This is a genomic window from Amycolatopsis sp. EV170708-02-1 (genome assembly GCF_022479115.1).
In the GTDB taxonomy this organism is placed as follows: domain Bacteria; phylum Actinomycetota; class Actinomycetes; order Mycobacteriales; family Pseudonocardiaceae; genus Amycolatopsis.
In genome coordinates this window covers 5,574,238-5,588,001 of the sequence record NZ_CP092497.1, presented here as the reverse complement: position 1 = coordinate 5,588,001, position 13,764 = coordinate 5,574,238, and the positions used below count along the sequence as shown (strand labels likewise).

Sequence of the window (13,764 nt, the reverse complement as noted above, 5' to 3'; positions counted from 1 at the left end):
CTTCCTCAAGCAGGTCACCGCGGATCTCCACGAAACCCGCAAACGCCTGAAGGAGACCGAAGCCGCGGGCAGCGAACCGATCGCCATCGTCGGGATGGCCTGCCGCTATCCCGGCGGGGTCACCTCGCCGGAGGACCTGTGGCGGATGGTCGAAACCGGCGGCGACGGGATCAGCGGATTCCCGGTCGACCGTGGCTGGGACCTCGAAGCGCTGTACGACCCGGACCCGGACAAGCAGGGCACGAGTTACGTTTCGCAGGGCGGTTTCCTGCACGACGTCGCCGAGTTCGACCCGGCGTTCTTCGGGATCTCGCCGCGCGAGGCGCTGGCGATGGATCCGCAGCAGCGGCTCCTGCTGGAGACGTCGTGGGAGGCCATCGAGCGGGCGGGGATCGATCCCGGCTCGCTGAAGGGCAGCCGGACCGGGGTGTTCGCCGGGCTGATGTACCACGACTACGTCTCCGGGCTGACCGAGATCCCCGACGAGGTCGGCGGCTACCTCGGCACCGGGAACTCCGGCAGCATCGCCTCCGGCCGGGTGTCCTACACCTTCGGGTTCGAAGGCCCGGCGCTCACCGTGGACACCGCGTGCTCGTCTTCGCTGGTGACCCTGCACCTCGCCGCCCAGGCGCTGCGCCGGGGCGAATGCGACCTCGCGCTGTCCGGCGGGGTGACGGTGATGTTCACCCCCGGAACGTTCGTCGAGTTCAGCCGTCAGCGCGGAATGGCCCCGGACGGCCGCTGCAAACCCTTCGCCGAGGAGGCGGACGGCACGGGCTGGGCCGAGGGCGCCGGGATGCTGCTGGTGGAACGGCTTTCCGACGCGCGGCGCAACGGCCATCCGGTTCTCGCGGTCCTGCGCGGATCGGCGGTGAACCAGGACGGCGCGTCGAACGGCCTGACCGCCCCGAACGGCCCGTCCCAGCAGCGGGTGATCCGCGAGGCGCTCGCCGACGCCCGGCTGACGACGGCGGACGTCGACGTCGTCGAGGCGCACGGCACCGGCACCACCCTGGGCGACCCGATCGAGGCGCAGGCGTTGCTCGCGACCTACGGCAAGGGCAGGCCGGCCGATCGGCCGTTGTGGCTCGGGTCGATCAAGTCGAACCTCGGCCACACGCAGGCCGCGGCCGGGGTCGCCGGGATCATCAAAATGGTGCAGGCATTGCGAAGCGGGACTCTGCCGCGCAGCCTCCACGCGGAGACCCCGTCGTCGCATGTGGACTGGAGCGCGGGCGCGGTCTCCCTGCTGGCCGAGGCGCGGCCGTGGCCCGAACTCGACCGTCCTCGCCGGGCCGCGGTGTCGTCGTTCGGTATCAGCGGCACGAACGCGCACGTCGTCCTCGAAGCCGCCCCGGCCGCCGAGGAGGCCGAACCCCGGCCGCCGGTGGTGACCGGTGCGACGCCGTGGCTGCTGTCGGCCCGGACACCGGAAGCCTTGCGTACCAGGGCGGCCCAGCTTCGGTCCGTTGTGGATCTCCCGGGTGCGGCCGCCACGCTCGCCGCGCGACCACTGTTCGGGCACCGGGCGGCCATCGTCGGTGATCCGCGCCCCGCGCTGGACGCGCTCGCCGCCGGAGAGCCGTCGAGCCTCCTGGTCGAAGGCGTCGCGCAGCAGGGCAAGGCCGTTTTCGTGTTCCCGGGTCAGGGTTCGCAGTGGGTGGGGATGGCGGAGGAGCTGTTGTCGGCTGCTCCGGTGTTCGCGGAGTCGATGGCCGAGTGTGAATCGGCGCTTTCGTCCTTTGTGGACTGGCGGTTGTCCGAGGTGTTGTCCGACGCGGTTGCGTTGGAGCGGGTTGATGTGGTGCAGCCGGTGTTGTTCGCGGTGATGGTGTCGTTGGCGCGGTTGTGGCGGGCGTGTGGGGTGGAGCCTGCTGCGGTGGTGGGTCATTCGCAGGGTGAGATCGCTGCGGCGTGTGTGGCTGGTGCGTTGTCGCTTCAGGATGCGGCGCGGGTTGTGTGTTTGCGGAGTAAGGCGATTCTGGCGTTGTCGGGTCTCGGTGGCATGGTGTCGGTGGCCGCTGCTGAGGACCGGGTGCGGGAGTTGTTGCCGGAGGGTGTGTCGGTGGCGGCGGTGAACGGTGCCGCGTCGGTGGTGGTGTCGGGTGATGTCGCTGGGTTGGATGCGTTGGTCAAGCGGTGTGAGCTGCTGGATGTGCGGGCGAAGCGGATTCCGGTGGATTACGCGTCGCATTCGGCGCATGTGGATGCGATCGAGCAAGATGTGGTGTCGGCGTTGGCGGGTATTTCGCCGCGGGAGCCGGTGATTCCGTTTTATTCGACGGTGACCGATGAGCCTCTGGAGTTGGATGCTGGGTATTGGTTCCGGAATCTGCGGGGGACGGTTCAGTTCTCGAAGACGGTGGATCGGTTGCGGGAGGATGGTTTCCGGTTTTTCGTGGAGGCGAGTCCGCATCCGGTGCTGGTGCCTGGTATCAGTGAAGACGTTGTGGCGTTGGGGAGTTTGCGTCGGGGCGAGGGTGGCGCGGAGCGGTTCGTTCTGTCGCTCGCCGAAGCCCACGTGCACGGCCTGAGCCCGGAGTGGTCGTCGATCCTCCCGGCGGCGGAATGGGTCGATCTGCCGACGTATCCGTTCCAGCGCAAGCGGTTCTGGCTCGAAGCGGGCGCCGTCGCCGGGGACGCGTCGGCGTTCGGGCAGACGGTGGTGGACCATCCGCTGCTCGGCGCCGTCGTCGCGGTCCCCGGGGCCGGTGGCCTGCTGTACACCGGCCGGATCTCGCTGGAAACCCATCCCTGGCTCGCCGATCACGCCGTGTCCGGGACGGTGCTGGTGCCCGGCACCGCTTTCGTGGAACTCGTGCTGGCCGCCGGCACCCTGGTGGACTGCGCGGTACTCGACGAACTGACCCTCGAAGCCCCGCTCGTGCTCGAAGAAGGCACTGACGTCCGGCTCTCGGTCGAACTCGGCGACGCGGACATCGACGGCCGCCGCGAGGTCGGCGTGTACTCCCGCCGCGGCGACGAACCCTGGACCCGGCATGCCCACGGCGTACTGCTGCCCGAAACGGACGGCGTGCCGACCCCGCTCGCGGAGTGGCCGCCGTCCGGGGCGGAACGCGTCGGCGTCGAGACGCTGTACGACGAACTCGCGAACGCGGGCCTCGAATACGGCCCGGCGTTCCAAGGACTTCGCTCCGCCTGGCGCCGCGAGAACGAGGTCTTCGCCGAAATCGACCTGCCCGAAGCCCAGACCGGCGACGCCCCGGCCTTCGGCCTGCATCCCGCGTTGCTGGACGGCGCGCTCCACGGGATCGCGCTGGGGGTGCTTCCCGAGGACGAGGAGGGGCTTCGGCTCCCGTTCGCGTTCTCCGGGGTCCGGCTGTGGTCGCGGGGTGCGACGGCCCTGCGGGTGCGGCTGCGGCCGTCGGCGGACGGCGTCGCGCTGACCGTGGCCGACGCCGAAGGCCTGCCGGTCGCCGACGTGGACGGCCTGCTGCTGCGGCCGGTGTCGGTGTCCGGCCTCGGCGGGTATCGCGAGTCCTTGTTCGGCCTGGACTGGGTGCCCGCGGGCGCGACCGAGCCGCACGACGCGGCGGTGTGGCACTGCGAGTCCGGGGATCTCCGCACCGTGCTGGGTGCGGCGCTCGAACGCGTCCGGACATGGCTCGACGAACCCGGGGACGGGCCGCTCGTGGTGGCCACCCGAGGCGGGATCGCCACCGAACGCCCGGATCCGGTGGCGGCCGCGGTGTGGGGCCTCGTGCGCTCGGCGCAGTCCGAGCACCCCGGCCGGTTCGTGCTCGTGGACGGAGCCGTCCCCGCGGCGCTGCCCGCCGGGGAAGCCCAGGTCGTGGTTCGCGACGGGGTCAGCTTCGTCCCGAGGCTCGTCCGGGTCCCCGAGCCCGGCCCCGCGCGGCCGTGGAGCGACGGCGACGTCGTGCTGATCACCGGCGGCACCGGCCTTCTCGGCGCGGCCGTCGCGAAGCATCTCGTGGTGACGCACGGCGTCCGTTCGCTGGTGCTGCTGAGCCGTTCCGGCGCGTCCGCGCCCGGCGCGGCGGAGCTGGCGGACGAACTCGCCGGGCTGGGCGCCGAGGTCCGGATCCTGGCGTGCGACGCGGCCGACCGCGAGGCGCTGAGCCAGGTGCTGGCCGCGCATCCGGTGACCGGTGTGGTGCACGCCGCCGGCGTCCTCGACGACGGGCTGATCACCGCGCAGACCCCCGAGCGGCTCGACCGGGTGCTCGCGCCGAAGGTGGACGCCGCGGTGAACCTGCACGAACTCCTGCCCGGCGCCGCGCCCTTCGTGATGTTCTCCTCGGCGGCCGGGGTCTTCGGCAATCCGGGGCAGTCCGGGTACGCCGCGGCCAACGCGTTCGTGGACGCGCTGGTGGAACGCCGCCGGGCGGACGGCGCCGCCGCGACGTCGCTGGCGTGGGGCCTGTGGGCGACCACCAGCGCCATGACCGATTCCGCCGACGTCGACCGGATGGCGAGGGCCGGGCTCACCGGACTGTCCACAGAGGAGGGTCTGGACCTGTTCGACGCCGCGCTCGCCACCGGGCGGACGCTGACCGTCCCGATGCGGCTCGACCTCACCGCGCTCCACGCCGAGGAGATCCCGCCGTTGCTGCGCGGGCTCGTCCGCGCCCGTGCCCGGCGCGCGCCCGACGGCGGCGGCGCGTTCCGCGCACGGCTCGCCGGACTGGACACGGACGCCCGCGACGCGGAGATCCTGGAGCTGGTGCGCGGTCAGGTCGCGGCCGTCCTCGGCCACGACGGTGCCGGCGCCATCGATGCCGGGGCCGCCTTCCTCGAACTCGGCTTCGACTCGCTCACCGCCGTCGACCTGCGCAACCGGCTGGCGTCCTCGACCGGCCTGCGGCTCCCGCCGTCGCTGGTCTTCGACCACCCGACGCCGCTCGCCGTCGCGGACCGGATCTCCGGTGACTTCTCGGCCTCCGACCGGCAGCCCGAGGCGCCACCCGCGGCCACGGGCGTGTTCGGCGCGATGTTCGCCCGCGCTGTCGAACTCGACGAGGTCGCGCAGTTCGTCGCGCTGGCCGCGCAGGCGTCGCGCTACCGGCCGTCGTTCACCGTCGACACCGCGCCGGACCAGAACCTGCAACCGGTCCGGCTCGCGAAAGGGCCGTCTGGTCCCGAACTGGTCTGCGTCCCTTCCCTGCTGGCAGGCTCGGGCGCGCACGAGTACGCGCGCTTCGCCGCGTCGTTCCGGGACGTGCAGGACGTCTCCGTCGTCCCGGTGCCCGGATTCGGGCACGGGCAGCCGCTGCCGGACTCGATCGAGGCGGTCCTCCACGCGCAGGCGGACGCGATCCTCCGCGAAGCCGGTGACCCGGTGGTGCTGGTGGCCCACTCCTCGGGCGGCCCGCTCGCCCACGCGCTGGCGAGGCATCTGGAGGAAGCGGGCCCCGCGCCCCGCGCGCTCGTGCTGATCGACGTCTACCCGCAGGACGAACACGCGCTGGACGGCATCCGCGACCGGCTCACCGGCGCCGAAACCGGCCTCGGTGACGACGCGCGGCTCACCGCGATGGGGGCCTACCTGCGCCTTTTCGCCGACTACGTGCCCGCGCCGACCGCTGTGCCGACCTTGCTGGTGCGGGCCTCGGAGCCGCTGGAAGCTTGGCGCGACCGGGCCGGATGGCGGTCCGGCTGGGCGTTGCCGCATGACACGGTCGACGTCGAGGGGGATCACTTCACCATGCTGGAGAAGCATGCGGCGACGACCGCCGACGCCGTCCGGGAGTGGCTGGGGCGGCTGTCGTAGTGGTCGGTCCGTGAAGGCCTCCTTGAGGGACCCAGAGTCCCTCAAGGAGGCCTTCACGGACCGGCGCTTGTGTCGGGTTCGTGGGGTGCGTGGGCTGAAGGCTCCCTTCGCCGCGTCTTATGCGAGGAAAGGAGCCTTCGGCGCGGTCGGATACAGGTCGTGAGTGGCGTTCGGGTCGGAGCGGATCGGGACGAACGGTACGGGGGTGCCTGCTGAGTGGGGAGGATTCCGGACGCTGAACGTCCGAAATCCTCCCCACTCACCAAGTATTATTGACCGTAAGACAAGGGTGGCGTCATGATCGGCGGCACCCCGACGCGCCCAGCAAGACGCGAAGGGGCCCATCACCGCATCAGACGCAGCGAAAGTCCCCTTCAGCCCAGCTGACGATCACGCCACCTCCCCGCTCACCAAGTACTAAGCGCGGCTCCGCGGCTTCAAAGCCATTTCCGGAGTCACCGTCCGCACCGCGAAGTTCGCCACCGTGCTGTCCACCCGGTGGAACAGATTGTCCGGTCCGGAGAAGCACAACGACGTCACCCCCTGCGCCCGCAAGGTCGCGACCATCGACGGCCAGTCGATCGGCCGGTCGAAGGTGTCGAGCAGCATCCGGCGCACCCCTGCCGCGGAGTCCAGGAGCGCGCCGTCCTGGTCCGCGACCACCGGCAGTTCGGGGTCGCGAAGGGTGAAACCGGAGAGCACTTCCTCCTCGGCGCGTCGGCGCAAACCGCTGAAGAAGGTGGAGTGCACGGGCGGCCGCATGGTGTGCATCGAGTAGCCGCCGATCGCCCGCACTCGCGCCTTCACCCGCTCCAAAGCCTTCTCCCGCACCGAAAGCAGGTAGAAGCCCTTGTCGATGACGCCCGATACGTCGTGGAACTCGTCCTTCAGTTCGGCAAGGACCTCGGCGAAACCCTCTTCCGGAGTCCGGACGAAACAGTGGGTCACGACGTCGGAATAGTCGCTTTCGAAGTAGGACACTTCGCACCGCGAGAGCTCCGCGGTGAGCCGGACGGTCTCCTCGAACGACAGCACGCCCGTGTACGCGGTCAGCGCCTTCTGGCCGAAGCTGGGACCGGCGCAGATCTCGGGTTTCACCCCGAGGGCGTCTTCGGCCCACTCCGCGAGGGAAAGACACGTCAGCATGAAGACGACCTGCGCGGCCTCGTCGTACACATCGCCGTCTTCGCGGGCCGGGCCGAGCAGGCGACGGCCGAGGACGTCCTCGGCCGTCGCGAGCCGTTCCCGGGCATTCCGGTTGATCATCAGGAAACGGCTCACGTCCCCGGCTCTCGTGGGGGCCATTCCCGGGAAGACCAGGGCGGTGCGTTCGTCGGTCACGTCGCTCAGCCGGCCTTCGGTGAAGTGGCCGGCTCGTTCAGCGCGAGTTCCGTCATCCGCTTCTTGTCGGGTTTTCCGTTGCGGTTCAGCGGAAAACGGTCGACGACCCGGATGCGGTCCGGCCGCTCGAACTCCGGCAGGACCTCGGCGATGCGGGTACGCCAGTGCCTGCCGTCGTGGCCGAGGGGGTCTTCGACGAAGAACGCCAGCTGACAGCCGCGCCGTTCGTCCGGCAGCGGGATCACCTTGACCGGGCACAGCGCTTCGGTGACCTTGTGCTCGATGATCTCCGGATAGAGCGTGTGTCCCTTGCGGTGAACGGCGAACTTGCGACCCACCACGAACAGGTTGTCGTTCTCGTCCAGGTAACCGAAATCGCCGGTGTGCCGCCAGCCCTGCTCCGCCGGCTCCAGGGAGCCGTCCGCGGCGAGGTAACCCGCCATCATGTCGGGGCAGTGCATCACGATCTCGCCGGTCTGCCCTGCGGGGAGCGCGTTGCCTTCGTCGTCGAGGATCCGCAGTTCGTGCCCGGGGAGCGCGCGGCCGCAGCCGACCGGGTTCTCGGGCGTCGCGAACGCGAGGTTGCCCAGTTCCGTGCTGCCGTAGCTGTCCAGCAACGGAAGGCCGAACCAGGCGACGTAGTCTTCGCTGAGCGTCGAGCCCAGCGGAGCGGCGCCGCTGCAGAACATGCGCACCCCCGCCAGATCGAGGCCGTAGCGGGGATTGCGCTTCACGATGTTGAGGATGCTCTGATACGTGGAAGGCGTGCCGTCGGTCACGGTCACGCCGCATTGTCCCGCCATCCGCAGGGCACGGTCGATCCGCCGGTACGGCGCCACCACGAGCGAACAGCGCACCAGCCACGCGATCAGCACCATCGACAGGCCGTACTGGTGGGAAAAGGGCAGCATCGGCATCAGCACGTCACCCGAGTGGTGGCCGACCTGGTCGGCGTTGCGCCGAAGGTTCTTCAGGAACCGTCCGCCGTTCTTGACCACGCCCTTGGGCACACCGGTCGACCCGGAGGAGTACATGATCAGCCCGTCCGGCAGTTCGCACCACGGGCCCACCCGCAGCTCCGGATCACGGGTGGCCTGGGACGCCCCGGCGACGAGCAGTTCGTAGAGCAGGGTGTGCGCGCCGTCGGTGACCAGCGGCGCGTCCTCGTCGACCAGGCTGATCTTGACCCCGGCCTGGGTGCAGACCCGCTGGGTTTCGGCGGCGTTCTCCTGCTGGTCGACGAGCACGATGCTCGCGCCGACATGCATCAGTGCCAGCAGCGTGGTCACGTAGGCGGCCGAATTCCCGGCCTTCAGCATCACCCTGGTCGCGGGTGTCACGCCACGCTCCCGGAGGGACTCCGCCACCCCCAGCGCGCTGTGTTCGAGCTCGTCGAACGTCTGCAAGGAATCGAGGGCGAAGAGTCTCGCGGACATGGGATTCCCCTTTCTCTCACTCGGCGATCTTGGTCCGGCCAGACCACCGGAAGACGGCGAAGACCTGATGACCGTCCTTCTGGAATTCCCCGGCGTGGGAAAAGTGCTCGTATCCTCCGTCGACGCAGATCTTCAAGTCCTGGGTGAGGTCTTCGACCTTCTGGTAGGACTCCAGATCCGCCGACCGTGCGCGGGATCCGGTGGGATCGATTCTGATGTGCACCACGGAAGGGCTCCTTTCACTGGGTGACGTGGAGTTCGGCAGGCCGCAAGGCGTCCGAGATGGCCCGGATCACGGCCGGGGCATGAGTGTTCAGGTAGAAATGCCCGCCGGGATACGTGGTCAGGGTGAACGGCCCGGACGTGTGCGCGGCCCAGTCGCGGACCTCGCCGATGGTCGCCTTCGGGTCGTTTTCGCCGACGTGGGCGTGAATCGGGGCCCGCAGCAGCGGCCCCGGCGAGTAGCGATAGGTCTCCGCGGCGGTGTAGTCCGTGCGGATCGAGGGCAGCACCATTTCCAGGATCGCTTCGTCCTCGAAGATCTGGGCGTCGGTACCGCCGAGTTCCTTCACCGCTGCGATGAGCCCCGCGTCGTCGCGCTGGTGAACCGTCTCGTCGCGGGCACGGCTGGGCGCCACGCGGCCGGAGACGAACAACGCGTGCGGCCGCACGTCGCGGGCTTCGAGCCTGCGGGCGACCTCGTAGCCGAGGGTCGCGCCCATGCTGTGTCCGAAAAGGACGGTCGGCCGGTCCAGCCACGGCAGGAGTGCCTCGGTGGCACCGTCGGCCAGTTCGGCGATGCTGGCGAGCCCCGGTTCGTGACGCCGGTCCTGGCGTCCGGGGTACTGGATCGCGAGCACGTCGGCGGCGGGGCTCAACGTCCGCGAGACCGGGAAGAAGTAGCTCGCCGAACCGCCCGCGTGCGGGAAACAGACGACACGGAAGGGCGCGTCGTCCGCGGGATGGAACCTGCGTACCCAGAGTCCGTCGTCGTTGCCTGCCACCCGGCCACCTCCTGCGTCGGCGACGGGCGGATCGCCCGTCCCACCGAGCGTGCGGGCGGGCGGTCCGGCCGGACAACCCCTACCGACCCGGCGTGGCCCCTATCGCGCGGTCAACGGCGCACCCGATGGCACAGGTGGAGCACCCGGTCGCCCTGCAGCACCACGTGCGGATCCTCCAGCAGGTGCCGCGCGTGGACCGGCCCGAAGAACCGCCTGCCGGACCCGAACACGACGGGTACGACGTCCATACGCACCTCGTCGACCAGGCCGGCGGCGAGCGCCTGGCCGCCGACGTCACCGGCCGCGACCTCGACGACGCGGTCGCCCGCGAGTTCCCGCGCCTTGGCGACGGCCGCCTCGACGCCGCCGACAAAGTGGAAAGGCGCGCCGGGGTCCCAGCCCTCGGGTGCCGGCCGGTGCGTCACGACGACCACGTGGTCGATCCCGCTCGGCGGCTTCCCGTCCCAGCCGTCCGTCAGATCGAAGACGCGGCGCCCGGCGATCGTCACCCCGATCTCGTCCCAGTACGGCCGGGTGTGGTCGTAGGAGGTTCGCGACACCTTGAGGACACCGCTGTCGTCCAACGGGACGTCACCGCTGGTCAGCCAGTCGAACAGCGGCCCGGGCTGGTCGTTCTCGTCCGCGACGAAGCCGTCCACCGACACCGAGCCGTACATGACCACCTTGCCCACGGGCACTCCTCTGCTTCGGGAGCCCCGAAATTAGCGTGTCGTGAGCTGGCGCGCTTGTAAGAAATCAATCGGCGGGCAATGGCCAGCCGTCGAACACGTGGCCGGGATGTTCGCGCAGGAACCGCCGCCGGACCTCCAGGTACCGGGTCGGCGTGAGCCCGGTGAACGCCCGGAACTCGTGGCCGAAATGGGCCTGGTCGAAGTAGCCGGCGCCGCTGGCGAGTTCGCCCCAGTCGATCGGTCCGGCGGGGTCGATCCCGAACACGGTGGCGGTGAAGCGGTACGTGCGGGCCAGCCGTTTCGGCGTGACGCCGACGAGCTCCTTGAACCGCTGTGTCAGATGCGTGCCGCTGACACCGGCCGCCGCGCACAGGCCGCCGATCGCCACCGCGCCGCCGGTCGCCGCGATCACGCCGCTCGTATGGCGGACCAGCCCCAGCCCGGAGGTCTCGCACAGTCGTCGCGTCAGCTCCTCTTCGAGCAGCGCCAGCATCTCGCGCGGCCCGGCCGCCGAGGCGAGCCGGTCTCGCAGCTCGGCGACGGCGGGCCGTCCCCAAACCTGCTCCAGCGTCACCGGCCGGTCACACAGCCCGGCCGCGGGCATCGGCAGGAACGACGAGGGCCCCCACGGCTTGAAGTGCACGCCGACGGACCGGGTCCGGGGTGGATAGCCGAACTCGTACGCACGGGTGGGCATGGTGATGACGCAGCCGTCGGCGTACTCGGACGCCTCGACGTCGGCGCCGGCGCGGATGCGGAACGGGTCCCCGAGATTGACGATGAGCAACGCCGACGGCGACGGCGGCAAGGTCAGCCGGGCGTACGGCGGCGCCCCCTCCAGGTAGTAGAGGTCGTCGATCAGCCCGTCCAGCGGCGGACGCGGCACCCGGGACAGGTACTCCACGCCTACAGCATCGCCTACCGGACTCGGATTCGTTCAGCCGAGATGGTCGTTCGCCCCGCCGGCCCACGCGATGTAGCGCTCCGCCGAGCGCCGCACGGCGGCCTTCGCGTCCGCCCGCAGAGTGGCGCCTGTCAGGGCGTAGAGCCGATCGAACTCGTAGGGCTCCAACCGGGCCAGGATCCGCTCGACCAGGCCGGCCGAGAGCGGGATCTGGTTGGGATAGCTGCGCATGAAGGTCACCCAGCCCGCGGCGGCCACCGGCACGATGGTGTCGCCCACCAGCAGCGAGCCGCCGTTCGCGGCGACGTGGGCGACCGCGGCGCCGGGGAAGTGGCCGCCCGCTTCGACGAGCGTGACGCCGGGCAGGATCTCTTCGGGGCCGTGCCATTCGCGGATCACCGGATCCTCCCGTCGTACCCACCGCCGGTCGGCGGAATGCACGAGGACCGGAACGTTCCCGAGATGGTGGCTCAAGCTCACCTGCGCGCCGTACATATGCGGGTGGCTCGCCACGATCGCGGCCGCCCCGCCGAGTTCGGCGATCTTGTCGAGCAGGGGCGCGTCGAGTGCGTTCGGCGGGTCCCACAGCAGGTTGCCCCGGTCGGTCTGGACGAGGTAGGTCCATTGGCCGATCGCGAACTCGGGCTCGCGGTGCAGGCGGTGGAGGCCCGGCTCCGGCTGCTCGTGGACCAGCTTGTGCGGATCCGCGGCGAGTTCTTCAGCGGTGGTCCAGGATTGGCCGGAGGCGCGGACGTACTGGCGTTCGTCCGCACAGATCCGGCAGATCCCGGCCGGAGGTGCGGCGGTGTCGGGGTGCTCGACGCCGCAGGTCCCACAGATCCAGATCGTCATGACTTCAGCATGGAACCTCCAGCTTGCTGGAGGTCAAGGACCGCTTAGTCCTTCCGGCCGCTGACGGCCAAACCGACGCCGAGCCCGACCATCGTGAGCCCGGCCGCTCCGCCGACCAGGTCCAAACGCCGTGCCGAGCGGGAGAACCACGACCGGACCGCGCCCGCCGCCACACCCCAGACGGAGTCCATCGCCAGGGCGATCGTGGAGAACACCGCTCCGAGGATCACCATCTGAAGGCCGGCCTGCCCGGCGGAGGGGTCGACGAACTGGGGCAGGATCGCCGCGAAGAACACCACGGTCTTCGGGTTGGTGACGCCGACGATGAATCCCTGCAGCAGCGTGCGTCCGCCGCTGATCGGGGCCGCCTGCGCCTCGAAGGCCTCCCGCAGTGCCCGGCGATGCCGGATCGCCTGGATGCCGAGGTAGACCAGATACGCGGCGCCGGCGAACTTGATCACCGTATAGATCACGGCGGAGGCCTGGATGATGGCGCCCACCCCGATGGCGACGGCCGTGGCGGCGACGAAGCTCCCGATCGCCCCGCCGATCACGGTCATCAGCGCGGTCCGCCTGCCGTAGGCCAGGGCACGGCTGACCGCGAACAGCACGGCGGGGCCCGGGATGAGGATCAGGACGAACGACGCGAGCGCGAAAGCGGCCAGACGATCAGGCGAGGGCATGAGGCCACGGTAGCCGATCCGGTCACGATCTCTGGCAAGCTGGATTCACGGGTGGAAGGGGGAGTCCTGTGCGTACCGGCATCGTGGTCGCGGCCCAACCCGGTGTGGCGGACTTGGCCGTGCGGGCCGAGGAGCTTGGGTTCAGCAGCTTCTGGGTGTATGACACACCGATGGTCCACGGCGATCCGTTCGTCGCGCTGAGCATGTGCGCGCGGGCGACCAGCCGCATCAAGCTCGGGATCGGGGTGACGTCACCGGCGTTGCGGTCGGCGCCTGCCGCCGCGAGCGGTTTCGCCGCCCTCAACGCGCTGGCTCCGGGACGGATCATCTGCGGCGTCGGCACGGGGAACACCGCCCGGCGCACCCTGGGCATGCCGCCGACCACGACGGCCGAACTGGAGGCGTTCACAGCCGCGCTCCAAGGGCTGTGCGCCGGACAACCGGTCGAGTACCGCGAGGGCGACAGGGTGCGCGACGTCCGGTTCCTGCATGCCGGGCAGGCGGCGAACGTCACCGATCCGATCGAGTTCGTGGTGGCCGCGCTGGGGCCGAAAGCCGCCGCGGTCGCCGGACGCCGCGATGCCGGTCTCGTCTCTTTCGGTCTCCTCGACCCCGCCGCGTGGCGGGCGTTGCACGCGGCCCGCGGAGACACGCCCCGCGATGCGTACCTGATGACGGCGCTGCACGTCCTCGACGATGGCGCCGACCCCTACGGCGACGCGGCCCGGGACGCGGTGGGCCACATCGTGCTGGCGTTGCTGGCCTTCGCCGCCGACACCCCGGCGGTCGCCGATGGGCTCGGTGCCGAGGAACGCGACGCCGTGCGCCGCCTGCTCGACCGGCGCGGCACCGCGGCCACCGCGCCGGACCGGTACACCAAGCTCTACCCCGGCTACCTGGACCGCATCGCACCGGCGGACCGGGACCTGATCACACCGTCGCTGATGGACACCCTGACCCTGGTCGGGACCCCGGGCGGCCTCCGCTCCCGCATCGCCGCGCTGGCCGAAGCCGGTGTCGACGAGATCGTCGTCCAGCCGGTGGTCGATCCGCCGGAGGAGATGGCCCGGATCGCGGAACTGACGATCGGCCTGTCCTGA

General features: G+C 70.5%; 9 protein-coding genes and 1 pseudogene. 2 read left to right on the top strand and 8 right to left on the bottom strand.

The window, feature by feature from the left end; all coding sequences use genetic code 11:
- Positions 1–13: 13 nt before the first annotated feature.
- Positions 14–5,752: pseudogene (locus MJQ72_RS25480) on the top strand (type I polyketide synthase); the annotation flags it as partial.
- Between the two features lie 417 nt (positions 5,753–6,169).
- Here MJQ72_RS25480 and MJQ72_RS25475 read toward each other — a convergent pair.
- The 8 genes from MJQ72_RS25475 to MJQ72_RS25440 form a co-directional block, all read right to left on the bottom strand.
- Positions 6,170–7,093, bottom strand: a complete 924-nt coding sequence (locus MJQ72_RS25475) for an ACP S-malonyltransferase (RefSeq protein ID WP_240593533.1) — start codon at positions 7,091–7,093, stop codon at positions 6,170–6,172.
- Between the two features lie 5 nt (positions 7,094–7,098).
- Positions 7,099–8,529: a class I adenylate-forming enzyme family protein gene (locus MJQ72_RS25470; protein ID WP_240593532.1), complete on the bottom strand. Its 1,431-nt coding sequence runs from the start codon at positions 8,527–8,529 to the stop codon at positions 7,099–7,101.
- 16 nt (positions 8,530–8,545) lie between these two features.
- Complete coding sequence (locus tag MJQ72_RS25465) at positions 8,546–8,755, bottom strand: DUF5988 family protein (RefSeq protein ID WP_240593531.1); 210 nt, start codon at positions 8,753–8,755, stop codon at positions 8,546–8,548.
- Between the two features lie 13 nt (positions 8,756–8,768).
- The gene (locus tag MJQ72_RS25460) at positions 8,769–9,533 is read right to left on the bottom strand and encodes a thioesterase II family protein (protein WP_240593530.1); all 765 of its coding nucleotides are present in this window, start codon (positions 9,531–9,533) and stop codon (positions 8,769–8,771) included.
- A 110-nt stretch (positions 9,534–9,643) separates the two neighbouring features.
- Positions 9,644–10,225 (bottom strand): dihydrofolate reductase family protein, encoded by a 582-nt coding sequence (locus tag MJQ72_RS25455; protein ID WP_240593529.1) that lies wholly within the window; start codon positions 10,223–10,225, stop codon positions 9,644–9,646.
- Between the two features lie 64 nt (positions 10,226–10,289).
- Entirely contained in the window at positions 10,290–11,111 is an 822-nt protein-coding gene (locus MJQ72_RS25450) for a helix-turn-helix domain-containing protein (RefSeq protein ID WP_240601419.1), read from the bottom strand.
- 51 nt (positions 11,112–11,162) lie between these two features.
- Positions 11,163–11,981, bottom strand: a complete 819-nt coding sequence (locus tag MJQ72_RS25445) for a hydrolase (protein ID WP_240593528.1) — start codon at positions 11,979–11,981, stop codon at positions 11,163–11,165.
- 44 nt (positions 11,982–12,025) lie between these two features.
- Positions 12,026–12,664: a LysE family translocator gene (locus MJQ72_RS25440; RefSeq protein WP_240593527.1), complete on the bottom strand. Its 639-nt coding sequence runs from the start codon at positions 12,662–12,664 to the stop codon at positions 12,026–12,028.
- 68 nt (positions 12,665–12,732) lie between these two features.
- Between MJQ72_RS25440 and MJQ72_RS25435 the strand changes: the two genes are divergently transcribed.
- Positions 12,733–13,764: an LLM class flavin-dependent oxidoreductase gene (locus tag MJQ72_RS25435; RefSeq protein ID WP_240593526.1), complete on the top strand. Its 1,032-nt coding sequence runs from the start codon at positions 12,733–12,735 to the stop codon at positions 13,762–13,764.

Excerpts from the sequence above, each read along its gene's own strand:
- MJQ72_RS25470 (WP_240593532.1), bottom strand. The coding sequence starts at position 8,529 with ATGTCCGCGAGACTCTTCGCCCTCGATTCCTTGCAGACGTTCGACGAG.
- MJQ72_RS25440 (WP_240593527.1), bottom strand. The coding sequence starts at position 12,664 with ATGCCCTCGCCTGATCGTCTGGCCGCTTTCGCGCTCGCGTCGTTCGTC.
- MJQ72_RS25445 (WP_240593528.1), bottom strand. The coding sequence starts at position 11,981 with ATGACGATCTGGATCTGTGGGACCTGCGGCGTCGAGCACCCCGACACC.